The sequence below is a fragment of the Streptomyces sp. GD-15H genome (assembly GCF_045291515.1).
GTDB lineage: Bacteria > Actinomycetota > Actinomycetes > Streptomycetales > Streptomycetaceae > Streptomyces.
This window is the reverse complement of sequence record NZ_CP149447.1, coordinates 450,976-474,701: the sequence shown is the minus strand read 5'-3', so window position 1 is coordinate 474,701 and position 23,726 is coordinate 450,976. Positions and strand designations below refer to the sequence as shown.

At 71.8% G+C, this 23,726-nt stretch carries 22 protein-coding genes and 1 pseudogene; 12 read left to right on the top strand and 11 right to left on the bottom strand.

Translation table 11 applies throughout. The features are described 5' to 3' along the window. Positions 1-61: 61 nt before the first annotated feature. Entirely contained in the window at positions 62-475 is a 414-nt protein-coding gene (locus tag WJ438_RS02295; RefSeq protein ID WP_406723735.1) for a VOC family protein, read from the bottom strand. A gap of 487 nt (positions 476-962) precedes the next feature. Here WJ438_RS02295 and WJ438_RS02290 point away from each other — a divergent pair, with 487 nt between their 5' ends. After that, positions 963-1,223, top strand: a complete 261-nt coding sequence (locus WJ438_RS02290; protein ID WP_406723734.1) for a DUF5133 domain-containing protein — start codon at positions 963-965, stop codon at positions 1,221-1,223. Positions 1,224-1,302: 79 nt separating this feature from the next. Here WJ438_RS02290 and WJ438_RS02285 read toward each other — a convergent pair. Then, a pseudogene (locus WJ438_RS02285) lies at positions 1,303-2,275 on the bottom strand (GlxA family transcriptional regulator). A 199-nt stretch (positions 2,276-2,474) separates the two neighbouring features. On the opposite strand from WJ438_RS02285, the gene WJ438_RS02280 reads away from it, so the two are divergent. Then, complete coding sequence (locus tag WJ438_RS02280) at positions 2,475-2,948, top strand: hypothetical protein (RefSeq protein WP_406723733.1); 474 nt, start codon at positions 2,475-2,477, stop codon at positions 2,946-2,948. A 163-nt stretch (positions 2,949-3,111) separates the two neighbouring features. After that, positions 3,112-3,327 (top strand): hypothetical protein, encoded by a 216-nt coding sequence (locus tag WJ438_RS02275; protein ID WP_406723732.1) that lies wholly within the window; start codon positions 3,112-3,114, stop codon positions 3,325-3,327. Between the two features lie 47 nt (positions 3,328-3,374). On the opposite strand, the gene tgmB is transcribed toward WJ438_RS02275, so the two are convergent. From tgmB to WJ438_RS02260, 3 genes are all read right to left on the bottom strand, one after another. Beyond that, positions 3,375-4,361, bottom strand: coding sequence for an ATP-grasp ribosomal peptide maturase (gene tgmB, locus WJ438_RS02270; RefSeq protein ID WP_406723731.1), 987 nt, complete (start codon positions 4,359-4,361; stop codon positions 3,375-3,377). A gap of 16 nt (positions 4,362-4,377) precedes the next feature. After that, positions 4,378-4,569: a putative ATP-grasp-modified RiPP gene (gene tgmA, locus WJ438_RS02265; protein WP_406723730.1), complete on the bottom strand. Its 192-nt coding sequence runs from the start codon at positions 4,567-4,569 to the stop codon at positions 4,378-4,380. 119 nt (positions 4,570-4,688) lie between these two features. Then, positions 4,689-5,015, bottom strand: a complete 327-nt coding sequence (locus tag WJ438_RS02260; RefSeq protein ID WP_406723729.1) for a YkvA family protein — start codon at positions 5,013-5,015, stop codon at positions 4,689-4,691. Positions 5,016-5,239: 224 nt separating this feature from the next. Between WJ438_RS02260 and WJ438_RS02255 the strand changes: the two genes are divergently transcribed. After that, positions 5,240-6,583 carry a hypothetical protein gene (locus tag WJ438_RS02255; protein WP_406723728.1) on the top strand — a complete coding sequence of 448 codons (1,344 nt, stop codon included), beginning with the start codon at positions 5,240-5,242 and terminating at the stop codon, positions 6,581-6,583. A gap of 78 nt (positions 6,584-6,661) precedes the next feature. On the opposite strand, the gene WJ438_RS02250 is transcribed toward WJ438_RS02255, so the two are convergent. Then, positions 6,662-7,771, bottom strand: coding sequence for a hypothetical protein (locus WJ438_RS02250; protein ID WP_406723727.1), 1,110 nt, complete (start codon positions 7,769-7,771; stop codon positions 6,662-6,664). Between the two features lie 601 nt (positions 7,772-8,372). On the opposite strand from WJ438_RS02250, the gene WJ438_RS02245 reads away from it, so the two are divergent. From WJ438_RS02245 to WJ438_RS02230, 4 genes are all read left to right on the top strand, one after another. Beyond that, the gene (locus WJ438_RS02245; protein WP_406723726.1) at positions 8,373-8,777 is read left to right on the top strand and encodes a hypothetical protein; all 405 of its coding nucleotides are present in this window, start codon (positions 8,373-8,375) and stop codon (positions 8,775-8,777) included. Beyond that, a complete protein-coding gene (locus tag WJ438_RS02240; protein WP_406723725.1) occupies positions 8,774-9,577 on the top strand; it encodes a DUF4388 domain-containing protein in 804 nt (267 codons plus the stop codon). Before WJ438_RS02245 ends, WJ438_RS02240 begins: the two co-directional genes overlap by 4 nt. A gap of 38 nt (positions 9,578-9,615) precedes the next feature. Continuing rightward, complete coding sequence (locus tag WJ438_RS02235) at positions 9,616-10,134, top strand: roadblock/LC7 domain-containing protein (RefSeq protein ID WP_406723724.1); 519 nt, start codon at positions 9,616-9,618, stop codon at positions 10,132-10,134. Positions 10,135-10,219: 85 nt separating this feature from the next. Continuing rightward, positions 10,220-10,594: a hypothetical protein gene (locus tag WJ438_RS02230; protein WP_406723723.1), complete on the top strand. Its 375-nt coding sequence runs from the start codon at positions 10,220-10,222 to the stop codon at positions 10,592-10,594. A 105-nt stretch (positions 10,595-10,699) separates the two neighbouring features. Here the strand turns inward: WJ438_RS02230 and WJ438_RS02225 are convergent, their stop codons facing one another. Together WJ438_RS02225 and WJ438_RS02220 are read right to left on the bottom strand one after the other, a co-directional pair. Next, positions 10,700-11,902, bottom strand: coding sequence for a globin domain-containing protein (locus WJ438_RS02225; protein WP_406723722.1), 1,203 nt, complete (start codon positions 11,900-11,902; stop codon positions 10,700-10,702). Positions 11,903-12,119: 217 nt separating this feature from the next. Next, positions 12,120-12,479 carry an STAS domain-containing protein gene (locus WJ438_RS02220; RefSeq protein WP_406723721.1) on the bottom strand — a complete coding sequence of 120 codons (360 nt, stop codon included), beginning with the start codon at positions 12,477-12,479 and terminating at the stop codon, positions 12,120-12,122. A 447-nt stretch (positions 12,480-12,926) separates the two neighbouring features. Between WJ438_RS02220 and WJ438_RS02215 the strand changes: the two genes are divergently transcribed. The 3 genes from WJ438_RS02215 (at position 12,927) to WJ438_RS02205 (ending at position 17,901) form a co-directional block, all read left to right on the top strand. Then, positions 12,927-13,619, top strand: coding sequence for a response regulator (locus tag WJ438_RS02215; RefSeq protein WP_406723720.1), 693 nt, complete (start codon positions 12,927-12,929; stop codon positions 13,617-13,619). A gap of 103 nt (positions 13,620-13,722) precedes the next feature. Continuing rightward, positions 13,723-15,447, top strand: a complete 1,725-nt coding sequence (locus WJ438_RS02210) for a GAF domain-containing protein (RefSeq protein ID WP_406723719.1) — start codon at positions 13,723-13,725, stop codon at positions 15,445-15,447. An 84-nt stretch (positions 15,448-15,531) separates the two neighbouring features. Then, the gene (locus WJ438_RS02205; RefSeq protein ID WP_406723718.1) at positions 15,532-17,901 is read left to right on the top strand and encodes a glycoside hydrolase family 65 protein; all 2,370 of its coding nucleotides are present in this window, start codon (positions 15,532-15,534) and stop codon (positions 17,899-17,901) included. Positions 17,902-17,923: 22 nt separating this feature from the next. Here the strand turns inward: WJ438_RS02205 and WJ438_RS02200 are convergent, their stop codons facing one another. From WJ438_RS02200 to WJ438_RS02190, 3 genes are all read right to left on the bottom strand, one after another. Continuing rightward, positions 17,924-18,421 carry a lamin tail domain-containing protein gene (locus WJ438_RS02200; RefSeq protein WP_406723717.1) on the bottom strand — a complete coding sequence of 166 codons (498 nt, stop codon included), beginning with the start codon at positions 18,419-18,421 and terminating at the stop codon, positions 17,924-17,926. 218 nt (positions 18,422-18,639) lie between these two features. Continuing rightward, entirely contained in the window at positions 18,640-20,004 is a 1,365-nt protein-coding gene (locus tag WJ438_RS02195) for an FAD-dependent oxidoreductase (RefSeq protein WP_406723716.1), read from the bottom strand. 151 nt (positions 20,005-20,155) lie between these two features. Then, on the bottom strand, positions 20,156-22,894 hold the full coding sequence (locus WJ438_RS02190; protein ID WP_406723715.1) for a SpoIIE family protein phosphatase: 2,739 nt from the start codon (positions 22,892-22,894) through the stop codon (positions 20,156-20,158). 155 nt (positions 22,895-23,049) lie between these two features. Here WJ438_RS02190 and WJ438_RS02185 point away from each other — a divergent pair, with 155 nt between their 5' ends. After that, positions 23,050-23,664 (top strand): dihydrofolate reductase family protein, encoded by a 615-nt coding sequence (locus WJ438_RS02185; RefSeq protein ID WP_406723714.1) that lies wholly within the window; start codon positions 23,050-23,052, stop codon positions 23,662-23,664. Positions 23,665-23,726 lie beyond the last annotated feature (62 nt).

Sequence of the window (23,726 nt, the reverse complement as noted above, 5' to 3'; positions counted from 1 at the left end):
CACACCGGCCGGGGTGGCAGGGGGCGGGGAGTCCCGGCCGGCGGCAACGGCCGTCCGGGCGTCAGCCCTGGTGCTCGCTGATGTTGACCATCCAGGGGACGCCGAAGCGGTCGGTGCACATCCCGAACACATCCCCCCACATCTGCTTCTCCAGCGGTACGGCCACCGAGCCGCCCTCACTCAGCTTGTCCCAGTAGCCGCGCAGTTCGCTCTCGTCGTCACCGCTGACGCTCACGGAGAAGCTGGTGCCCGGGGTGTACTCCGTACCCGGCGGTGTGTCAGCGCCCATCAGGGCGAAACCGGCGGTGGTCTCCAGCATGGCGTGCATGATTTTGCCGGCATGCTCTCCGCTCGCCTGGCCGGATTCGCCAAAGGTGTTGAGGCGCAGCTCGCCGCCGAAAACGCCCTGGTAGAACTCCATTGCCTGCTTGGCGTCGCCGTCGAAACTCAGGTACGGATTGAGGCGCGAAGCCATGTGAACCTCCTGAAACTGGCCGGAACGTGCAGTCGCGCGCAGCGTAGCGCGGGCCACTGACACCCGCCCTTGCCGAAATCCCCCGGCCGTGGCTGCCTCGGGCGCGATCCCTCGCCCACGCCGTGCTGGACGCCGGCGTCACCCTGATCGACACCGCCGACGCCTACCATCGGGACGCCGGCGAAGTCGGCCGCAACGAGCCACGGTTCCGGGGTCCTGGTCGCACGCGTCCGCTCCGCTTCCGGCGCACGGATCGTGTCCGCGGCCCGGGAAGCGGAGGGCGGGTTTCCTCACGCCCGCCGCCGAACCCGAGGCTGCGCGGGCGGGCGTACACCGCGCTGCACGGCGATCAGGCGGCTTGACGGGCGGTCGCAGGACGCGTCGCGGGGCGACAGGTTTTTGTCCACTCCGACCAGTTGTGCATGGGATGAATGTTTCGGCGTGATCCGGGTAGGCGCTGCTTCACACCCCAGAGAAAGGCGCCTTCGTGCTGGTACCGGATCCGAAGAGGGTCAGACAGTTGCTGACGCGTTACGCGACGCTGCGGATCGCGCAGGCGGAGCGGCACTCGCCCGTCGCGGCGCGCGAGCTGGAGGACATCACGTACACGCTCTGCGTGATGACGGGAACGGCCGGCATCCGCGAGGCCGTCGCCCGCGCGGACGCGCTGCTCACCCGGGAGCGGACCACGGCCGACATCCGGACCACGGACGTGGAGGGCGAGAGCGGCCGGCACCTGGTCGGGTGACGGCTCCCGGGCCGCACCCCGCCGAGGCGGGCAGTCCGCAGGTTCGGCCGGACGCAGGGCTCCTGCCGGCTTTCGCCGGCTACGAGCCGGTACTCGCGGCGGGCTGCCGCCCGTGGAACGCCGACCGGTACGCATACGGTGTGGTGCCCACCACCTTGCGGAACCGCTCACGGAACGCCGTGGGCGAGCCGAACCCTGACTGCTGGGCGATCCGTTCGACGGTGTAGTCGCTGTTCTCCAGCAGGTACTGGGCCCGCCGCACCCGTGCCCGCAGCAGCCACTGCACCGGCGTGGTGCCCGTCTGTTCACGGAATCGGCGGCCGAAGGTGCGCTCGCTCATCCCGGCGCGCGCCGCCATCGCCCCGAGTGTGACCTCGTGCGCCAGATTGTCCTCGAGCCACTCCAGGAGCGGTTCCAGGGCCAACCCACGGGGCACGGGCGGATACTGGTGCCCGATGAACTGGGCCTGCCCGCCCTCCCGTTCCAGCGGCATGACGGACATCCGGGCCGTGTTCGCGGCCACGGCCGAGCCGAGGTCCCGGCGGATCATGTGCAGGCACATGTCCAGTGCGGCGGCGGCGCCGGTCGAGGTGAGGATCTGCCCGTTGTCGACGTAGAGCGCGTCGGGCTTCACCTCGACGCGCGGAAAGTCACGGGCCGGCTGGTCCGCAGCCACCTAGTGCGTGGTGGCGCGCAACCCGTTCAACAACCCGGCCTCCGCCAGGACGAACGCGCCCACGCACACCTAGGCGATCCGGGTGCCCGCCCCGGCCGCCCGGCGCAGTGCCGCGCGGACGGCGGGGAGAGCGGCGCGGCGCCCTCGGCACGGCCCGGGACGATGATCGTGTCGGCGTCCGCCAGGGCCTCCAGCCCGCGGTCGACGCGCAGGACCAGCCCGCCCCGTCCGCCGCCACCTCGGGTGTCTCCGCGCACGGGCGCACCCGGTAGGCGGGCCGGCCGTCGGACAACTGCGTCCAGTCGAAGGTCTGCATGGGGGCCGCCGTGTCGAACGGGATGACCCGGTCGAGCAGCAGGATCGCCACGGAGTGCATGAACGCCACGGTAGGCGGATTCCCGCCACCCGCGAGAACCGGGGTGGAGCCGGGGTGGTGGTACGGCAATGGCAGGGAGGGCAGGCGGGCGGTGTTGGCGGGAATCCGTGGGAAGCCGCCGATCCGGCCCATGGGTGATCGTCCGCCGGGCCCCTCACGTGAGCCCGGCACCGCTGATCGCACCAAGGAAAGAGCCCCGGTGACCAAGTTCCTGCTGTCCGTCCACGTCCTCGCCGCCATCATCGCCGTCGGTCCCGTGACCGTCGCGGCGAGCATGTTCCCGCCGGCCGTGCGCCGAGCCGTCCCCGCCGGGGGTGACGGGCCCGCGGCGACGGCGGTGACCACTGCCGGAGTGCTGCACCGCATCTGCGGGGCCTACGCCCGGGCAGGGATCGCGGTGCCCGTCCTCGGACTTGCCACCGCTCTCGCCATGGGGGTCCCGGGTGAGGGCCGGCTCCTCGCCTCCATCGCCCTGACGGCGGCCGCCGCGGGCGTCCTGATCGCCTTGGTCCTGCCCCGCCAGGAGGAGCTCGTCGAGCAGTTGACGGAAGGACGCTCCGTCGATCGGCAGGCCACGGTGCGACTGGCCGTGTTCACCGGTGTGTTCAACCTGCTGTGGGTGACGGTCACGATCCTCATGATCGTTCGCCCCGGCTCCACGACGGGAGCCTGATCGGCCCGGGCCCGAGCGGACCGGGGCTCGCGCCGGCTGTCCCCCGTGTCCCGGTCTGCATCAAGTCGTACGGGTGAATTCCCACTCCGTGGTGTCCGGGCGCCTACACTCGGCAGTCGCACCCCCGTTCCGGGGGGCGACGAGCAGAGAGGCACGTTGCCGGGTGTTCCAGGATTCCCCCATCTACGACCGACTCATCGCGGAGTGCGGCGATGTGCCCGCACAGGTCCGCAGGGAGGCCGAACGAGTGAGCAGGGAGCTGGAGCTGGTCATGCGGCCCCTGCGGTCATCCGGGTACACCCCGGGTCTCGACCGTCCGCAGTCCCCGGGCAACGGCTGGCAGCGCACCGCCCTGTTGCCCGGCCCCCGGCCGCACTGACCCGGAAAAAGGGCCCGTACCACCACGTCCAGGTGGGGTACGGGTCTTCAGCACGCCGTGGTGCGTGCCCCGTTGACCTCCGGAGTCTCTTCTTTGGGAACGGGCCGGGCCAGCCACTCGGCGACGGTGCGGGCGATCGGCTGTCCCGTCTCCACCTCGACGAATCCGAACTGACCTGACTGGTTGCACTCCAGGAACCACCACGTCCCGTCCGCGTCCTCGACGAAGTCGAAGGCTCCGTAAGCCAGTTCGGCCTCGCACAGATAGGCGCGGACGGCGTCGGCGGTGCGCGGCGGTACGTCGACCGGCTCCCAGGGGGAGGTCGATGTGGCGAAACGCACATCGACCTCCGTCGGTTCCGCATCCGGAGCCGTCGCCTTGCGGGCGGCCAACAGGCGCTCGCCCACGGCGGTGAGCCGGATGTCGGCGCGCTTCGCGATCCGCCGCTGGAGCAGTGTCGGCCCGAATGCCACGGCGGCGAAGTCGGCGTCCGACGCCACCCGGCTGGTCGGCACGGCCCGCGGTGGATCCTGCGGATGCGCTCCGGAGACCGGCTTGACCACCAGGTCCGGGAAGCGCTCCGCGAATTCCCGGGCGGCGCGCGGGAAGGTCGTGATCACCGTGGCGGGCACGGGCAGGCCGCAGCGCTGGGCCAGGCGTAGCTGCCATGGCTTGTGACGGGCCTGCCGGGCCGCGTCCGGATGGTTCATCCAGCGGGCGTCCGAGCCGCGCAGCATGCCGTAGAGGGCCTGTGCGGCCTCCTCGGTCAGCCACGGCGACGGCTGGGCCGCCCGCCCGGCCGGGGTGCCCGGCCTGCGCACCCACACGGACCGCAGCCCGCCGATGCTCACCAGCCGTCCCCCGGCGGAGAGATGGCCGCGAAAGCGGCCGTGGACGTATTCACCCGAGAGTGAGACCCCGCCGGGCAGATCTGCCGGGTCGAGGCGCACCACCGGAACCCCGGAGTCGTGCAGATGCACGATCACCATGTCGGCGGTCACGTCCTCCTCGCAGGTGAGGATCAGTACGGTCATCGTCTGCGGTCCATGGTCAGTCGTCGAAGTGTGTCTTGGACCCCGCGGTGGACGTCGTGGTGCCCACCTCTCGCAACAGTGCGTGATCACAGGCTGCCACCCGTCCGTCGACGAGTACGTTCAACTGCAGTCCAGAGTCGTACACATACGGAGTGGTTATGGCTAACTCCGGTGCCGGACGTGCGTAGTTGAGCGCAAACGGTTGCATCGTCTCTCCCTCGTCGGTACCGCGCCGACCGCCGACGGCCCACCGTGCGCCGCCGCTTGGTCCGCCGACTTGTTTTGGCTTCCAGAGACTTATACGAATCGAACGGGTGGTTGGTTTCCTCACGGAGCGTAGTCATCGGCGGGTTCACGGTCCGGTCGCCGGGGAGCCGCTCCGAGTGAACGCGCGCCGAGGGAGCCGCGCATGGTGCGCAGGGCGAGCAGCAGGACGCCGATGTCGTCCAGATAGATCGGGTCGGGCAACAGGTCGGCAGGCAGCACCAGATAGAGGACCGCACCCCAGAACACCCATCGCGGGCCCGTGGGCAGACCGGCTTCCCGCAACGCCCGCCGGGTGCGGACCAGTCGCACCAGGACGGCCACGGCGCAGGCCAGCACGGCGGCCGCGGCGACGGCGGCGACGACGAGTACCACGGTGGTTGTGTCCACGGGCTGTCCTCCTCCAGGTGCGGCGAGACACCGGTCTCTCTGTCTGGATGCCCGGTAACGGCTCCGGTATGGCATCCACCGGACGCGCGGAGCCGCGCGGGTCATACCCATGGCCCAGCCGAGTGGCCGTGCGGGGCGAGGGGGCCTAGTAATGGTCCACGTAACGTCGCTCGTCGTACGTCCGGGAGCGAGGAGCGGCCTCAGCCTTCTTCATGGAGCCGAGCATGACCACCTGCTCTTCGACACCCCCCTCGAACACCTCGAACGAATCCGCGATACCCGCCGGGACGGACCCGGCCCTCCCGTCGGCACCGCCGACGATGCCCCCTCCGTCCGCCGCGACGGTCTCCGCCACCGGCACCGGCCGGCTGGACCTGGCCCCGCTCAGCACCGGGGATTCCGTCGGCAGCCTGATGTACGCGGTGGTGTCGGACCGCCCCCTGGAGGAGGTCGCCGACCTCATCACGTCGCTGGCACGCTCGCCCGAGCACACGCGGGCCGTGGTCGACGCTCTGCGCGCCGTCGGGGTGGGCCTGCCCGTGGAGGACGTCGCCCGTCTGGTCGCCCTGCTGACCCGGCCGCCTCACGACGCCGACAGCGCCGACGAGGTGATCCGGGCCGCGGCGGCGCACCGTCCCGTGGCGGACGTGACCCGGCTGGTGGCGCTGCTGCAGAACGAGGAGCTGGCACCCCACTGTCGTGAGGAGGCGCTGCGGGCCGCCGCCTCCGGCCGCTCCGTCGAGGAACTGATCGAGCTGATAGACCGTCTGGCCGCGCAGGAGCCGACGGAACGCTCCGGCGACCCGACGGCAGTCCCGTCCCGCTACGGGGACGACCACGGCGAGGAGGACAACGACGACGCGTACGGAGACCGGCACCGAGCCCCGTACCGAGCCAGGAACAGCGGTCAGGACGGGGACGGGGCCCGAAGAAGCGCCCGGGACGGCGACGGAGGCGGAGACGGGCGCGGTGCGACTCCAGAGGCCGGGTACCGGCCCGTCCACCGCGGTGCCCGGGGCGCGGCGGCCCTGCGCTCGAGACGGCGGATCAGGCACCACCGGCCCCGCGCGCGAACGGGTCACGGCACGCGGCCCGACCGGAGACCCGACGGTGCCGCCCGCGAGCGCCCGCCTGAACAGGTGGTCCGGTCCCTGACCTGGTCCAGCTGGCTCGCCGCGGTGGCCCTCGCCCTGTGCGCGGTGGCCCACTTCCCCCTGCAGTGCGACGGTTCCGCACTGGGCCTGCACGCCCTCGCCGTCGGCCTGTCGGTGCTCTGCGCGGCGCTGGCCTTGATCCTGGTGGTGCGCCCCGGCACACTGATGCTCGCGGTGGCGGTCGTCGTACCCGCGGCCCTGGTCGGGGCGCACGCCTACGGCCCGTCCTTCCCGTCCGTCTTCCTGTCCCGGGCCGTCCGCCTCGCGCTCGCCCCGCAGTGGCTGGCCAGTGCGGCGTCCGTCAGCGCCGCGCTGCTGGCGCTGACGGCCCTGGTCGTCCGGGTGGCGTCCCCGTTCCCCGGCAGGCGCTGGGCGGTGTGGCCGGCACCCGGGACACACCGGATGCCGGACTGAGCGAGCATCGATCGAGGAGAGACGCGGGGATCCACCGAGCACGGGCCGGGGCCGACCGGGCACGGGCCGGAAAAGGACCTACGCGCCCGAAGCCGCCGACTGCGTGTCGGTGGCGGGCGGGCCCCGGTGCTCCTCCTCCTCGGCCGACGGGCGGCGCGCCGCCCTGGGACCGAACTTCAGACGCTCCAGCGTGCGCGTCAGCTGCCGCTTGGGCGACGGAGCCGGCGTACCACCGGGCGGCAGGGCACGGTTCCCGTAGGCCGCGGCGGACTCCCGGTAGGCGGCCAGTGCCTCGTGCGCGCTTTCGGCCGCCTCCCGGTACAGGTCGCGGGACTTCGTCATGGCCTCCAGCGCGTCGGCGTACATGGCGACCAGCCGGCGCTCGCGGGCGAGTTCCTCCTCCGGGGTCAGCAGACGCCAGTCCTCGCGCAGCGCGGTCAGAGCAGCCTCGGCGCCGTCCGGCAGCGGACGCGGCAGCGCCGCGAACCGGTTCACCGCGTCGACCAGGTCGGCAGGCGGGGTGCCGTCCAGGAATACCGCGCGCACCGAGAACTCCCCGGCCTCGTAGCCGTCCGGGACCGGTCCGCCGGGCAGGACCACCGCCCCGCCGCGCGGCACCTCGACACCGGAGTCCCGCAGCGCCCAGTTCACGACCCGCAGCTGGTGCGGCGCGGCCCGGTGCTCCACCACGCGGTGCCGCAGCCCCGACGGCAGCCAGTGGGCGAGCGGCAACCGGCCGCGGTCGTCCGTGGTCATCGCCTCGTGGACGACCACGTGGATGTTCCACCCGTTCCCGTCGGCGCTCCGCGCGCAGGCGCGCAGCAGCCGCCGTACGGCCTTGTCGTCCTCGGGGAGCGGATTGAGCTCTCCCAGCCGCAGTCCCGTGGCCGCGTCGTGGTTCCAGTCCGTGTCCGGGTCGTCCAGGGGCCAGAACATACCGGCGGGGGACGGCCATGTGTGGTCCCAGGGCTGCTCGGCCTCGGCGACCAGGATCCAGCGCTGCCCGTCCCCGTCGGCGGGGCCGACGCTCAGCCGGGCGCGCACGGTCACCGCCCCGGCGACCCGGACACGGGCCTGGAACACCCGGTCCGGCGCGTCCTGCCGCGCCTCGTGCCCCGCTTCGGGCACTTCCAGGAAGGCATCGACGCCCCCGCTGTCCTCCAGCCGGGGCAGGGTGCGCCGGAGCACGTCCAGCGCTGAGGCGCCGGTGTGCCTGCGCGGTCAGCCAGACGGACGGAGGGATCGTGGGGCGGGCTGTGCGTGAGGTCGGCATGGGTCCAGGGGTGAACGGGGGCACGGGCTCCTGCCATTGTCGTCGCTGTCGGACGGCGAACTGACGCGGGTTCCGCCGGGCGGCGGTCCTCGTCCGCGGCTACCCGCGCGGTGGTGCCCCCATGTACCACGTGTCATCCCCGCACGCGGGTCCCGCGCACGGGGTGTGCGGGGCGCACACATGGCGGAGGGCTTTCACTCGTGGTCGCGACAGTACCCGGTCACCACAATGGAACCCGGTGAGCAGGGCCGACCCACCATCCGCAGAGGGGAAGGCCCTGCTCGCACCCCGCCGCGGCATCGCGGGCCCCGCCACCATGCGCCGCGCGGCGTCCGCCCGGCGTCCGGGGTCCTCCCGGAGGCCGTACCGGACGGGGAAAATCGCTGACGTTATCAGCACCGGGGGGCCCTTGTCGCATATTCCAAGGGAAAACACCGAAGCTCTCACCTCGGTCGAGCACACACCGTAGCGTCGATGTCACGTTCGCGGTACAGCCGTGCGATGGGGGGATCCGGCGTGCCCGGAATCGACGAGAGTCTGCTGGAAGCCATGCGACTGCCTGGTGCGCGGGGTGCACTGGTGGTCGACTGGATCAGTGGACTGGCGCTGGGCGCGGTGGGCGACGCGCCGGGCGACGACCCGGAGGCGACAGCGGCGGAGACCGCCGAACTCGCCCGCCTCGCCATGGAGAGCGGCACACTCGCACCGGCCGACGGCGGCCTGTCCGTCGCGTCCGGCAAGGAACCACCCGTCCAGGACCTCATCCTCACCACCGCCGACGCGTACCACCTGCTCCGGTTCGTCATCACGACCTTCGACAGCACCGTGTTCCTGTACCTGTGGCTCGACCGCCGCGACGGGAACCTGGCCCTGGCCCGCATCCGGCTGGCCGAGATGGCGGACCGGCTGGTGCTCGGATGACCACGGCGGCACCCGCCGACGGATCGGCACCCACCGGAGGATCGGTGCCGGCCGTGCTGGACAGCCTCGCGGCGGACCGCGCCACCGGGGCCCTGTCCACCGAGTCCGGGATCTTCTACCTGGCGGAGGGACACGTCGTCCACGTGGAATCCGCGTACAGCCCCGACCTCGGCGATCTGCTCACCCGCAGCGGGGCCCTTCCGGCCGACGGCTGGTGGGATGCGGTCGAGCGGGCCGGGGCCCACCACCGCGTCGGCCGCCAGCTGGTCGACAGCGGCCGTCTCACCGCGGGCGCGCTGGAACTGTGTCACACGGGCGCGCTGTTCGACGCGGCGTACTTCGCGCTGGCCCAGGACACCGCCGCGCTCCGCTTCCGCCCGGAAGCAGCGCACTGGCTCGGCGCGGTCCGCCCCGTTCCGGTGCACAGCGTGCTGCGCGAGTCGCGGCGCCGCCGCGACCTGCTGCACCGCATCTGGCCCGACCCCGCCGTCGACACCGCTCCGCTCACCCGCGCGCCCGGCGCCGACCCGGCGGACCTGCCGCCCCGCCGCGGCCGGACCCTTGCCCGGGTCGACGGAGCCAGCACCGCCGCGCAGATCGCCTCGGCCCTCGCGTGCCGCACCTTCCACACCCTCGTCGAACTGCGCCGCCTGGCCGCCGACGGGCTGATCACCCCCGCGCCGCCCCCACCCCTGCCCGTCGCCGCCGTCTCACCGGGCACCGGCGAAGCCGGCGCCGCGTGGGACGAGCCCGACACAGCGCTGCTGCGACGGCTCCTGCACGCCTTGGAGGCCCTGTGATCCGCGCGCGTCGACAGCGTGCCGAAAGGAGACTGCTCATGGCCGTCGAGACCGACGTGCTGGACGAACTGCGTCGGCTCCGTGCCCGCGTCCCCAGGCTGGCGGGATCGCTCGCGGCCACCGTCGACGGACTCGTCCTCGCCCACGACGTGCCCGACACCGAACCGGAGGGGCTGGCCGCGCTCACCGCCGCCGCGCTCGGTGTCGCGTACCGCGTGACGGACGCCGCCGCCCGCGGTGAGTTCCGTGAACTGCTGGTGCGCGGGACCCAGGGATACGTGGCGACCTACGCCGCCGGAAGCACCGCCGTGCTCACCCTGCTCGCCGACGACCGGGTCAACGTCGGCCGGCTGCATCTGGAGGGCCGGCGCAGCGGGGCCCGGATCGCGGATCTGGTCGCCACCGGAGCCGGCCCCGGAGTGGGCCGACACGCCGACCGCGCGGCGCCCGAACAAGGCCCCGTACCCGCCTCGGACGCGGACCGCCGGATCGGCATCCTCCCGGTGCGCGCTCCGCAGCGGCCCGCACACCGGCCCCGGCCCCAGGCCGACGGCTGATTCCCGGCTCCTCCTCCCGGCCTGCCGCCGCGGCACGACCTGGCGACCGGCCAGAACAACGATCACGACCGAAAGGACACCTCTCATGGCCAACACCGAGACCTCGCTCAAGGACTGCCTCAGCTCCATCGACGGCGCGACGGCCGCCGCACTCGTCGACTACACCAGCGGCATGGCGCTCGGCACGATGGGCGGCGACAAGGACTTCAACCTGGAGGTCGCCGCCGCGGGCAACACCGACGTCATGCGCTCGAAACTGCGCACCATGGAACTCCTGGGGCTGAAGGACGAGATCGAGGACATCCTGATCACCCTGGGCAGCCAGTACCACCTGATCCGCCCGCTCAAGGGGCGCGGTGGCAACGGCCTGTTCCTTTACCTGGTCCTGGACAAGGTACGCGCCAACCTGGCGATGGCGCGCCACCAGCTGCGCCGGATCGAGACCGACCTGGAGGTCTGAGACGGGGCCGATCCGGGGCCGGTCCGGATCGGCGCGACGGGCGTGTGCCCCTCGCGAGCGGTACGCGCGAAGGGCACACGGCGTCACGGTGTCAGCCGGTCGCGGTCAGGCCGCGTCGGGGAGCCACAGGTCGGGACCGAAGACCTCGTAGCTGATCTGCCGGGCGGGGACGCCGGTGCCCAGGAGTTGGCCACGCACCGTGCGCATGAACGGCAGCGGGCCGCACAGGTACACCGACGCGTCCGCCGGGACGTCGATCCCGGCGAGGTCCATCAGGCCGCCGCGCGCGGCGGACTCCTCGGCACCCGGCCGCTCGTACCAGAAGACCGCGCGAGCGTCCGGCAGTCGCTCCACCAGTGACCGCACCTCGGCGCGCAGGGCGTGCTCGTCGGGCGAGGTGTCGGCGTGCAGCACCAGGACCCGGCGGGCCGAGCCCGTCGCGGCGAGCCGGGCGAGCATGCCCACCATGGGGGTGCAGCCGATACCGGCCGAGACCAGCACCAGCGGAGTGTCCGCCTCGTCCAGGGCCACGTCGCCGGCCGGCACGGACAGCGCGAGTTCGTCACCCACGCCGGTCTGCGCGTGCAGCAGGTTGGACACCTCGCCGTCCGGTGCCTCCGCCTCGCCGGTGACGCGTTTGACGGTGACGCGGCGCAGGTCGCCACCGGGGTCCGAGGAGAGGCTGTACTGGCGCAGCTGGTGCACCCCGTCGGGCATCCGCAGCCGCACACTCACATACTGCCCGGCCCGTGCGGGCGGAGCGGGCTCGCCGTCGGCCGGACGCAGCAGGAACGACACCACGTCGGGGGTCTCCTCGTGCCGTTCGACGACCGTCCACTGCCGCCATATCGCGCCCGGTTCCACCCCCGCGTCCTGGTAGAGGCGGGCCTCCTGCGCGATGAGAGCACCGGCCATCAGCCAGTACACCTCGTCCCAGGCGGCGGCCACCTCGGGGGTGACGGCCTCGCCGAGCACCTCCGCGATCGCGCCGAACAGGTATTTGTGCACGATCGTGTACTGGTCGTCGGTGACCCCGACCGCGATGTGCTTGTGCGCGATCCGCGCCAGCAGGGCGTCCGGCCGGGTGTCCGGGTCGGCGAGCAGCGCCTGCGCGAAACCGGCGATGGAACCGGCCAGCGCCCGGCGCTGAGCCCCACTGGCCTGATTGCCCCGGTTGAACATGCCGTCCAGCAGTTCGGGGCGATCGCGGAACATCGCCCCGTAGAAACGTGCGGTGATCTCGTCGAGCGCTCCGGCCACGGCGGGAAGGGTGGCCCGGACCACTGCGGCAGATTCTTCGGACAGCATGAGGTCTCCCAACAACGTGACGCGGTAAGGGGATTGGGCCGCCGTTCCGGACCGGCGGCACCACCTGTATAGCAATCCGACGTGCGGGTTTCCGTCGGTAACCGACGCCGGCGGGGCATTGCGGGCCCATCGGCCCGGGAGAAGGGGACCTTCGGTCCCGGGCGACGCGCACCAAGCAGGGCCGATCGGCTCGGTTCCGGGGGACTCACGAGGCTGTTCAGCGGCCTTCGCGCACCGTGGGGACGGCCGCGTCGAGCTCCGCGGGCAGCCGGGGGAGCAGTTCGAAGACGCCGGTGAGCCGGACGTGGTGGAGGATGCGCAGGAAGGAGGGCTTGTCCGTGATCAGCCGCAGCCGCCCGTCGCGGGCCAGCAGGCGGTTGCGCGCGCGGCACAGCGCGCCCAGTCCCGAGCAGTCGATGAAGGACACGGCGCGCAGATCGAGCACCAGGTCGGGAAAGGCGTGGTCGGTCAGTGCGTCCAGGCGCCGCGACAGCACGGGCGCGGTGCACAGGTCGAGTTCACCGCGCGGAGTGACGACCGTCGTTCCGGCGACGATCCGTTCGGACGGCTCCGACACGGACCGGCAGTGGTTCTCAGACGTACCACCCAGACAACCCGGAGCGGCGAGCCCGACGGTAGGGCCGCCCGGCCCCAGCCGCAGCGGTCCACCGGGGCCGACCGGCACTGACCGGTGAGTACGGCACCTGGGACGAGGGCGAGGACGGAGGCGAGCACCGGAACCGTCGGTATCGTGAGCGGAGCGACACCGCGGGGGATCGGCGCCGCTCCTGTGCTCGAGGATGGCCCGGCCGCGCGCCGTGGCACAGGGGCCGATGGTCCCGGCGTCCCGGACCGACCGGCCTTGGCCGCGCCCCGCGAAGCAGTGGGTGACCCGAGACGAAACGGGTGACCGAAGGAAAGCAAGGCCGGTCGGCCCTGGCCGTCCGGCCCGGAATCGAGAAGGATCTCCCTGTGGGGGACTGCCCGGCCGACAGCCCGGCACACCGAGGACAAGGAGCGTCAGATGGCGGACAGCGAGCAGCCCGGACCCGACCGGCCCATCCGGGTCTTCCTGCTGGACGACCACGAGGTGGTCCGCCGCGGAGTGCACGACCTGCTCAACGACGAACCGGACATCACCGTGGTCGGCGAGGCCGCCACCGTCGAGCAGGCCCTGGTGCGCGTCCCCGCACTCCGCCCCGACGTGGCGGTCCTCGACGTCCGCCTGCCCGACGGCGACGGTGTGACCGTCTGCCGCGAGCTGCGCTCGAAGATGCCCGACCTGGCCTGCCTGATGCTCACCTCGTTCGACGACGAGGAGGCACTGCTGGACTCGATCATGGCGGGTGCCTCCGGCTATGTGCTGAAGCAGATCCAGGGCTCGGACCTGGTCGCGGCCGTGCGGACGGTCGCCTCGGGGCAGTCCCTGCTCGACCCGAGCGCCACCACCCGCCTGATGGCCCGGCTGAGGAAGGAACAGGAGCCGGAGGAGGAGCGGAACGCCCTGCCGGGACTGACCGAACGCGAGCGGGAGATCCTCGCACTGATCGGTGAAGGGCTGACCAACCGGCAGATCGGCCAGCGGCTGTATCTGGCGGAGAAGACGGTGAAGAACCACATCTCCCGGCTGCTGGCCAAGCTCGGGGTGGAGCGCCGCATCCAGGCCGCCGTGATCGCCACCCAGGCCCAGGACCGGCTGCGGCGCACGGAGCGCTGACGCCGGGTGCGGCGTCCGGTGGGATGCGGGCGTGCAGGGCCCGTTACCGTGGCACCTGCCGGGGGCACTCTCCCGGTAGGGCGAGCGAACGGGAGGACCACGGGTGGAGAGCTCCGAGCGGGACGGGGACGCCCGCCTCAGGCTGCCGCAGCTGAGGCTGGACGAGTTGCTGGAGGAGCTCCAAGCCCGGATCGACGCGGCCCGCGGCACGCGCGACCGGGTCCACAGCCTGCTGGAGGCCGTCCTCGAGGTGGGGCGCGAACTCGACCTGAAGCAGGTCCTGCACAGCATCGTCGACGCCGCGGCGGTGCTGGTGGACGCGGAGTACGCCGCCCTCGGTGTGATCGGCCCCGACGGCAAACGGTTGTCGGCCTTCCACACCGTCGGCGTCAGCGGGGAAGTGATCGCCGGGATCGGCCACTTCCCCGAGGGACACGGCATCCTCGGGGAACTGATCCGCCACCCCGAGCCGCTGCGGCTGGCCAAGCTCTCCGACCACCCCGCCTCCTACGGATTCCCACCCCACCACCCGCCGATGAACAGCTTCCTCGGCGTCCCCATCCGGGTCCGCGACCAGATCTTCGGCAACCTGTACCTCACCGAGAAGCGTGCCGGGGCGAAGTTCGACGAGGAGGACGAGTCGGTCCTGTCGACCCTGGCCGTCGCCGCCGGCGTGGCCATCGACAACGCCCGGCTCTACGAGGAGTCCCGGCTGCGGGAGCGGTGGCTGCAGGCGAACACGGAGATCACCCACGCCCTGATGTCCGGCAGCGGCGGCAGCGAGGCCCTCCTGCTGATCGCCGAACGCGCCAGGGAGATCACCGGTGCCGCGCTCGCCGAGGTGGCGGTGCCGATGGAGGGCACCGGATCACTGACCGTGGAACTCGCCATCGGCCAGGAGGCGGACGCCCACCGCGGGCTCGTCGTACCCGTCGACGACAGTCTGCTGGGCCGGGCGTTCACCAGCGCCGCCCCCGTCACCAGCCCGGACGTCTCCAGCGACGAGCGGATCTCGTCCGGACCGCCGCGCTTCGCCGGACTCGGCCCGGCGGTGGCGGTGCCCGTCGGATCGGGTGACGGCGTCCGGGGCATCGTCCTGCTGGTGCGCGCCACCGGCGGCGGCGAGTTCTCCGAGAAGGAGATCGAACCACTGCAGGGCTTCGCCGCGCAGGCGGCCGTGGCGATGGAACTGGCGGAGCGGCGCCGCGACGCCGAGCAGATCGCCGTGCTCGAGGACCGGGACCGGATCGCCCGGGACCTGCACGACCTGGCGATCCAGCGGCTGTTCGCCACCGGGATGACGCTGCAGAGCGCCGGCCGCTTCATCGAGCACAAGGAGGCCTCGGAGCGGGTTGCCCGGGCGGTGGACGACCTGGACGAGACCATAAAGATCATCAGGTCGACCATCTTCGGCCTGCGCGCACACGACACCGCGTCCGGGACCGGTCTGCGGGCCCGCGCCGTGCGGGTGGTCGGCGAGGCGGCCCCCCTGCTCGGCTTCGCGCCCAGCGTGCGGATGGAGGGACTGGTCGACACCCATGTGTCGAGGGAGACCGCCGACCATGTGGTGGCCGTCCTGTCCGAGTCCCTGACCAACATCGCCCGGCACGCGCGTGCCGACCGCGCCCAGGTGGCCCTCGAGACCGACGGCCGCGAGGTGCGGCTGACCGTCTCCGACAACGGTGTGGGCATTCCGGCCGACGGCCGCCGCAGCGGGCTGCGCAACATGGCCGAGCGCGCCACGCAGCTCGGGGGCGAGCTGGAGATCGACAGTTCCGCGGACCGCGGCACCACCCTGGTGTGGCGCGTGCCCGTACGGGAGAGTTAGCGCCCGCCCGGCCGCGTGTGGTCGGCCCGGGGCGGGGTACCCCGTGCCGAACCACCGGGGCCCGACTGCGGAAGGAGCGTCCTCGTGACGGGCTGGACCTGGGAGTACGAGGGATACGACGCCGCCGAGGCGCGCCTGCGGGAGTCGCTGTGCACACTTGGCAACGGCTACTTCGCCACCCGGGGAGCGCTGCCGGAATGCACCGCCGACGAGGTGCACTATCCGGGCACCTACGTGGCCGGCTGTTACGACCGGCTCACCTCCGAGGTCGCCGGGCGGCAGGTGGAGAACGAGGACCTCGTCAACCTTCCCAACTGGCTGCCGCTGCGCTTCCGGCTGCCCGGCGGCCCGTGGCTCACCCCCGACACCACGACCGTGCTCGACCACCAGGAAACCCTGCGGCTGTCCTCGGGGCTGCTGGAGCGTTTGACCCGGTACGATCTGGGCGGCGGCCGGGTGCTGAGGGTGCGCCAGGAACGGCTGGTGCACCTGGCCGACCCCCATCTGGCCGCGCTGCGCACCGAGTTCACGGGTGAGCAGCACTCCGGCGCCCTCGAGGTCGAGGCGGCACTCGACGGTGGCGTCACGAACGCGGGAGTGGCACGCTACCGGGACCTGGACGGCCGGCATCTGACCCATGTGCACAGCGGCAGCTCGGCGCCGGACACGGTGTGGCTGCGCTGCCGCACCCGTACCTCGGACATCCTGATCGCCTTCGCTTCCCGGCTGCTGTCCGAGGCGCCCACCGCGATCCTCAGGGAGGACCGACGTGCCGTCCAGTCGACCCGCCTGCACCTGACCCCGGGCCATACGGCGACCGTGGACAAGATCGTCGCCCTCCACACCTCGCGCGACCCGGCCATCAGCGACCCCTTGCACGCCGCCGTCGACCGGGTGGCCCGTGTTCCCGCCTACGACGAACTGCTGGAGTCCCACCGGACGACCTGGGGCCAGCTGTGGCGCCGGGGCGAACTGGACGTCCCCGGCGAGGCCGGCACCATTCTGCGCCTGCACCTCTTCCATGTGCTCCAGACCCTCTCCCCGCACACCGCCGACCTGGACGTCGGGGTGCCGGCCAGGGGACTGCACGGCGAGGCCTACCGCGGACACGTCTTCTGGGACGAGCTGTTCGTGCTGCCCTACCTCAACCTGCACTTCCCCGAGGTCTCCCGAGCCCTGCTGCACTACCGGCACCGCCGACTGGGCCGGGCTCTCACCGCCGCCCGGGACGCCGGACGCAGGGGGGCTATGTTCCCCTGGCAGAGCGGCAGCGACGGCAGGGAAGAGGCCCAACAGTTCCACCTCAACCCGCGGTCGGGCCGCTGGGTGCCCGACCACTCCCACCTCCAGCACCATGTGGGATCGGCGATCGCGTACAACGTGTGGCAGTACTGCGAGGCCAGCGGCGACACCGAGTTCCTGCACACCAAGGGTGCCGAACTGCTGCTGCAGATCTCCCGCTTCTGGGCGGACGCCGCCGCCTGGGACCCGCTGCTCGGCCGGCACCGGATCAAGGGTGTGGTCGGCCCCGACGAATACCACGACGCCTATCCCGACGCGGCCGAGCCCGGACTGGACGACAACGCCTACACGAACGTGACCGCTGCCTGGGTGCTCGCCCACACCCTCGACGTGCTGCGCACCCTGCCCGAGCCGCGCCGGCGGGAACTCGACGAACGCACGGGCCTGGACGGAAGCGAACTCGAGAAGTGGGAGGAAGTCTCCCGCACCCTGCACGTGCCCTTCCACGACGGCGTCATCAGCCAGTTCGAGGGGTACGGAAAGCTCGCCGAGCTCGACTGGCAGGACTACCGGCGGCGGTACGACGACATCCGGCGGCTGGACCGGATCCTGGAGGCCGAGGGCGACAGCGTCAACCGCTACCGGGCCTCGAAGCAGGCGGACGTCCTGATGCTCGGCTATCTGTTCGCCCCGGCCGAACTGCAGGACCTGTTCCGCCGATTGGGGCACGAGTTGGACGAGGCGACCTGGCGGCTCACGATGGACCACTACCTGCACCGCACCAGCCACGGCTCCACCCTCAGCGGCCTCGTCCACGGCTGGGTGCTGGCCCGGGAGCGGCGCGCCGAGGCCTGGACGTTCTGTCAGGAGGCACTTCGCGGGGACATCGCCGACATCCAGGGCGGTACCACCGGCGAGGGCATTCACCTCGGCGCCATGGCCGGCACCCTCGACCTGGTCCAGCGCGGACTGCCCGGGCTGGAGACCCGAAACGGCGACCTGCGGCTGGACCCGGTGCCCCTGCCGGAGCTGTCCTCCTACGGCTTCACCCTGCGCTACCACGGCCACTGGGGTGTCCGGCTGAGGCTGGAGCGAGGCCGGCTGGAGATCGCCGTACCGGCCTCCGGCCCCGCCCCGATCGACGTGCGCCTCCCGGACCGCACGGCCCGCATCCACCCGGGGGAGACGTGCCACCTACCGCTCACGGACTAGGCGCGCTGTCCGGCAGGGCAGGTCACTTGTGGAAGGTGATGTACCCGTTGCCGTCCCGGTCGGAGCCGTGCTTGGTGTACGAGTGCACGTCGGCGCGGCTGCCCGTGGGCTTGACCAGGTAGATGGTGTCCTTGTCGTTGTTCCAGAGGAAGTTGCAGTTGGCGCGGTAGACGACGTTGTTCTTGTCGGAGTCCGTGCCGTGGCCGCCGCGCAACTTCACGTAGTCGCGGGGCTCGAGGTAGTGGTTGGCGGTGAAGACGAACCGGTTCCCGGCGGCGTCCTTGACCAGGTACCCCTTGAGGTTCACGGTCTTCGTCGGCGAGTAGTTCTTGATCGTCAGGTACTCCTGGTGCGTGTTGCCCGTGGAACACTTGTTGGAGTCGCGCCCCGGAGCGTCGTACTGGACGCCGCGGACCTTGAGCGCGGAGGTGTACTCGGCGGCGTGCGCCGGGAAGGCCGTCAGCATGGCCAGGGCGCCCGCGACGGCGGTGGTGGCGACGGCGGCAGTGCGTATGCGCATGAACTCATCCCCCCTGTATGACCTTTGTGTGAAGGTCATATGGTGATCTGGTGAAGGCTGGATCGTACACAACTCCGATCGCTGTCACACCAGGGGGGTACGAGTGGGCACCGACGGCCGCTCGCCGGCCGTACGGAAAGCGGAGCGCCCGCCCGGTCCCCCGAGGGGCCGGGCGGGCGCTCGGCGGTGCGTTCGGTGTCCGCCGTCCGGTTCTCAGCTCACGCGCCGCTCTCCCGCAGCATGTCCTCACGCTCGACGATCTTCACCCGCTCGCGTCCCTGCGGTTCGCCCAGGGCCTTCTCCGCGGCGTCCAGCCGGTACCAGCCGTCCCAGGTGGTGTAGCGGACGGCGCGCTCGGCGAGGAACGCGTCCACGGCCTCCGGGGCGGGCGACGCCGGCGCCGACAGTCGACCGTTGGCGAAGTCGTCCAGCAGGTTCGCCACCGTCTCGTTGGCGTCGCCCTTGGTGTGGCCGATCAGGCCCACCGGGCCGCGACGGATCCACCCGGTGACGTACGTGGACGTCAGGTGGTCGCCGTTCTCCTGCATGACCCGGCCGCCCTTGTCCGGAACGGTGCCGGAGTCGATGTCCCAGGGCAGCTTGGGGAGTTTGTCGGACAGGTAGCCCACCGCGCGGTAGACCGCGGTGACGTCCCAGTCCTTGAACTCGCCGGTGCCCTTGACGTTGCCGGTGCCGTCCAGCTCCGTGCGCTCGGTGCGCAGGCCGACCACCTTGCCGTCCTCGCCGAGGATTTCGGACGGCGACTCGAAGAAGTGCAGGAACAGCTTGTGCGGACGGTCGCCGGCGTCGCGGATCGCCCACTTCTCCAGGGTCTTGGCGACCATGTCGGCCTGCTTGTTGCCGCGCCGGGTCGCGATCGAACCCTCGTCGTAGTCGATGTCCTCGGGGTCGACGATCACCTCGATGCTGGGGGAGTGGTCCAGCTCCCTCAGTTCCATCGGGCTGAACTTCGCCTGCGCCGGACCGCGGCGGCCGAAGACGTGGATCTCCCGCGCCCTGTTGGCCTTCAGCCCCTCGTGGACGTTCGACGGGATCTCCGTCGGCAGCAGTTCGTCCGCCGTCTTGGCCAGGATGCGGGCGACATCGAGGGCGACGTTGCCGACACCGAGCACGGCGACCTTCTCCGCCTCGAGCGGCCAGGTACGCGGCACGTCCGGGTGACCGTCGTACCAGGAGACGAAGTCGGCCGCGCCGTACGAGCCGTCGAGGTCGATTCCCGGGACGGACATCGACCGGTCGGCGGTCGCGCCGGTGGCGAAGATCACGGCGTCGTAGAACGCGCGCAGGTCGTCGAGATGGATGTCCGTGCCGTAGTCCACATTGCCGAACAGCCGGATCTGCGGCTTGTCGAGCACCTGGTGCAGGGCCGTGATGATGCCCTTGATCCGCGGGTGGTCGGGAGCGACGCCGTACCGGATCAGACCGAACGGCGCCGGCATGCGCTCGAAGATGTCGATGGAGACGCCCGGTTCGGCGGCCACGGCGGACTTGAGCAGGGCGTCGGCGGCATAGATCCCGGCGGGGCCGGATCCTACGACGGCTACCCGCAGGGGGCGGGGCATGGGCAGGTTCCCTTCGAGCGATGACAAGAGCCTCACTCGATCCTAAACAAAGGCTTGCCTTACCTGGTACGCGGGTCCGGTCTATGAGCACATAGGTGACCCTTATGACTTCTCAGGGCTCCTCGTGTGGTTTCCGGGGCAGACCCCGTGGTCACGGGATGGCCTGCTCGGCCCAGATGACCTTACCGGTCGGTAGATAGCGGGTGCCCCAGCGCTCCGCCAGCTGCGCCACCAGGAAGAGGCCGCGCCCGCCCTCGTCGGTCATGGTCGCGTACCGCAGATGCGGCGAGGTGCTGCTGCTGTCGAAGACCTCGCAGATCAGATGGCGGTCCCGCAGCATCCGCACCTCGATGGGGCCGGCGCCGTAACGGATCGCGTTGGTGACCAGTTCGCTCAGGATCAGTTCCGTGGTGAAGGACAGGTCCTCCAGTTCCCACTCGGTCAGCTTCCGGGTGATCGCGGCGCGCACCTCGGCGACGGCCGCCGGAGCGGACGGCACCGGCCACTGGGCGATCCGGTCCGCGGCGAGCGCCCGGGTACGGGCCACCAGCAGGGCGATGTCATCCCGGGCCCTGACCGGACTCCGGGACTCAAGCACGGTCCGGCAGGTGTCCTCGGGGGAGTCCCCGGCCCGCGACAGCGCCTCGCGCAGCAGTTCCAGACCGACGTCGATGTCGTGCTGCCGGTCCTCGACCAGCCCGTCGGTGTACAGGACGAGCCGACTGCCCTCCGCCGGCTCCAGCTCGGCCGTCTCGAACGGCAGCCCGCCCAGTCCCAGTGGCGGGCCGGCGGGCACGTCCGCGAACTCCACGGTGCCGTCCGGGTGGATCAGCGCGGGCGGCGGATGGCCCGCGCGGGCGACCGTGCACTTCCGGGTGACCGGGTCGTAGACGGCGTACAGACAGGTCGCCCCGGTCACCGGGGCGCTGTGCTCGCCCTCCGACTCGTCCGAGTCGATGCGGCCGACCAGCTCGTCCAGCAGGCCCAGCAGTTCGTCGGGCGGCAGGTCGAGCGCGGAGAAGTTGTGCACCGCCGTGCGCAGCCGCCCCATGGTGGCCGCGGCGTGCAGCCCGTGCCCGACGACGTCGCCGACCACCAGTGCGACCCGTGCCCCGGACAGCGGCAGGACGTCGAACCAGTCACCGCCCACCCCGGCCTGGGCGGGCAGATAGCGGTAGGCGATGTCCAGGGCGCTCTGCTCGGGCAGGCTGCGGGGCAGCAGGCTGCGCTGGAGCGTCACCGCCATGCTGTGCTCGCGCGTATAGCGGCGGGCGTTGTCGATGGACACCGCGGCCCGTGCGACCAGTTCCTCCGCCAGAGCCAGCTCGTCCTCGTCGAACGGCTCGGGCTTCTCGGCACGCCAGAAGCTGACCACGCCCAGTGTCAGGGAACCGGCCCGCAACGGCACGGTGATCAGCGAGTGGATGCCGTACTCCACGACCTGCCCGGAGCGTTCCATGTCCTGCGCCCGCCACCCCGGGGCCTCACTCAGCCGGGGCTCGATGAGCGGCCGGCCGATGGCGAGGCCGCGGCCCTGCGGGGACGACTCGACGAACCGGGTCTGTGTGCCCACCGGGTACAGCGGGGCGTCCTCGCGGACGCCGGCCACCGCCGTGCGGCGCACCGATCCGGCCCCGTCCGGCTGACCGCCGGCCAGCACCGTCTCGAACAGGTCCACCGTGGTGAAGTCCGCGAACCGCGGTACGGCGAGTTCCGTCAGCTCCTCGGCCGTGCGGGTGATGTCCAGGCTGGTCCCGATGCCCACACCGGCGTCATAGAGCATGTTGAGCCGCTCCCGCGCGGCCTCGGCCCGACCGGACAGGGCACGCAGTTCGGTGGAGTCGCGGACCGTGGCGACGCTGCCGGGCGGGCCTCCGGCGCGGTCGGTGGACCGCTGGTTGACGGCCAGCAGCCGGCCGCCGACCCGATGCACCTCGTCCGTGGCGACACGCCCCGAGGACAGCAGGTCGGCGGTGCCGGGGTCGAGGGGGAGGTCGAGCACATGACGGCCCTCCGCGTCCTCGGGCAGACCGAGCAGCCGGTGCGCCTCGTCGTTGGCGAGCAGCAGGGTGCCGTCGTCGGCGAGGATGATCACGCCTTCCCGTACCGCGTGCAGCACCGCGTCGTGATGTTCGTACATCCGGGTCATCTCGTGCGGGCCCAGGCCGTGGGTCTGCCGCAGCAGGCGTCTGCTGATCAGGGCCGCGCCCGCGGTGGCCAGCACGAGCGCGGCGCCCCCGGCGGCCAGCACCAACGGCAGCTGCTCGTCGGCGGCGCCACCGACGTGCTCGATCGTGATCCCCGCCGAGACCAGGCCCACGACGACGCCGTCGGGGTTGTTCACCGGCACCACGGCCTGGACGAGGGGACCGATGGTGCCCGTGATCTTCTCGGTCACCGGCCGTCCGGCCAGCGCGGGCTGCAGGGTGCCGACGAACTTCTCGCCGATGCGGTCCCTCTCGGGGTGTGTGTAGCGGATGCCGTCGGTGTTCATGACGACGACGAAATCGACTTTCGCCTGCTTGCGGGTGGCCTCCGCGCGCGGCTGGAGCAGGAGAGTGGGGTCGGGAGAATCGAGCGCCTCGACGATGCCGGGCGAGTGGGCGAGCGTCTCCGCGATGGCGAGCGAACGGCTGCGGGCCTCCTGAACGCTGTCGTGCCGTACCTGCAGCACCAGCGCGATCACGGCCGACACGACCAGCAGCAGCACGATCACGACATGCAGGGTGAACACCTGTCCTGCGACGCTGCGTACGCTCAGCACCGGCCGGAGCCACGCCGGTGGGCGCCACCGCGCACCATCGCCTCCCTGCCGTTGCCGACTTACGGAGGCCGTGGTGCTGGGCCGCTGGGGCGACCGGGTCGGGGATCGACCCATCAGTCGGACCATGTGCCGAGTTTAACTACAGGCCAGAATGGCGCGTCTTCGGCGGGTGACGGCCGTCCGTGGCGGGGCTGCCGCGCGTCACCGGGATTGTCGAAAGCGTGGGTTCCCGATCGACGTAGGAGTGAAGGCAGTACATCCCACGACTTCAGGAGCTCCTCGTGACCGTGACCGCGGACATGGCCCTCTCCCTCGACGGCTTCGTCGCCGGCACCGACGTCGCCGTCGGCAACCCAGGAGGCGACGGCGGCGAGCCGATCTTCGAGTGGATTCACGACCTGGCGAGCTGGCGGCAGCGTCAGGGCATGACCGGCGGGGAGGAGAACCGCGACTCCGAGCTGATCCGTGAGTGGTTCGATGCCACCGGGGCGGTGGTCATGGGGCGGATGATGTACGACACGGGCGAGGAGTTCTGGGGTGACGACCCGCCCTTCCGGGCTCCGGTCTTCGTGCTCACCCACCGCCCCCGGCCGGCCCTGGTCAAGGAGGGCGGCACGACCTTCACCTTCGTCACCGAGGGCATCCACAGCGCCCTCGACCGGGCGAAGGCCGCCGCCGGGGACCGGAACGTCGACATCGCGGGCGGGGCGAGCACGGTGCGGCAGTACCTCAAGGAGGGGCTCATCGACGAGCTGCAGTTGCACGTCGTGCCCGTACTCCTCGGAGCGGGGCTGCGGCTCTTCGAGGGGCTGGGGACCGGGCAGCGGAACCTCGAGCCGGTCAGGGTCGTCGACAGTCCCGCCGCCACCCACCTGAAGTACCGCTTCATGAAGTGAACCGGCACTGACGCGGTCCGGCCCCGGCAGCCCGCCGCCGGGTGTGCCCGAGGGCCGCGCGA

Excerpts from the sequence above, each read along its gene's own strand:
- WJ438_RS02230 (WP_406723723.1), top strand. The coding sequence starts at position 10,220 with ATGGCCAACACCGAGACCTCGCTCAAGGACTGCCTCAGCTCCATCGAC.
- WJ438_RS02295 (WP_406723735.1), bottom strand. The coding sequence starts at position 475 with ATGGCTTCGCGCCTCAATCCGTACCTGAGTTTCGACGGCGACGCCAAG.
- WJ438_RS02215 (WP_406723720.1), top strand. The coding sequence starts at position 12,927 with ATGGCGGACAGCGAGCAGCCCGGACCCGACCGGCCCATCCGGGTCTTC.
- WJ438_RS02255 (WP_406723728.1), top strand. The coding sequence starts at position 5,240 with ATGACCACCTGCTCTTCGACACCCCCCTCGAACACCTCGAACGAATCC.
- WJ438_RS02195 (WP_406723716.1), bottom strand. The coding sequence starts at position 20,004 with ATGCCCCGCCCCCTGCGGGTAGCCGTCGTAGGATCCGGCCCCGCCGGG.
- tgmB (WP_406723731.1), bottom strand. The coding sequence starts at position 4,361 with ATGACCGTACTGATCCTCACCTGCGAGGAGGACGTGACCGCCGACATG.
- WJ438_RS02190 (WP_406723715.1), bottom strand. The coding sequence starts at position 22,894 with ATGGTCCGACTGATGGGTCGATCCCCGACCCGGTCGCCCCAGCGGCCC.
- WJ438_RS02225 (WP_406723722.1), bottom strand. The coding sequence starts at position 11,902 with ATGCTGTCCGAAGAATCTGCCGCAGTGGTCCGGGCCACCCTTCCCGCC.
- WJ438_RS02200 (WP_406723717.1), bottom strand. The coding sequence starts at position 18,421 with ATGCGCATACGCACTGCCGCCGTCGCCACCACCGCCGTCGCGGGCGCC.
- tgmA (WP_406723730.1), bottom strand. The coding sequence starts at position 4,569 with ATGCAACCGTTTGCGCTCAACTACGCACGTCCGGCACCGGAGTTAGCC.
- WJ438_RS02235 (WP_406723724.1), top strand. The coding sequence starts at position 9,616 with ATGGCCGTCGAGACCGACGTGCTGGACGAACTGCGTCGGCTCCGTGCC.
- WJ438_RS02240 (WP_406723725.1), top strand. The coding sequence starts at position 8,774 with ATGACCACGGCGGCACCCGCCGACGGATCGGCACCCACCGGAGGATCG.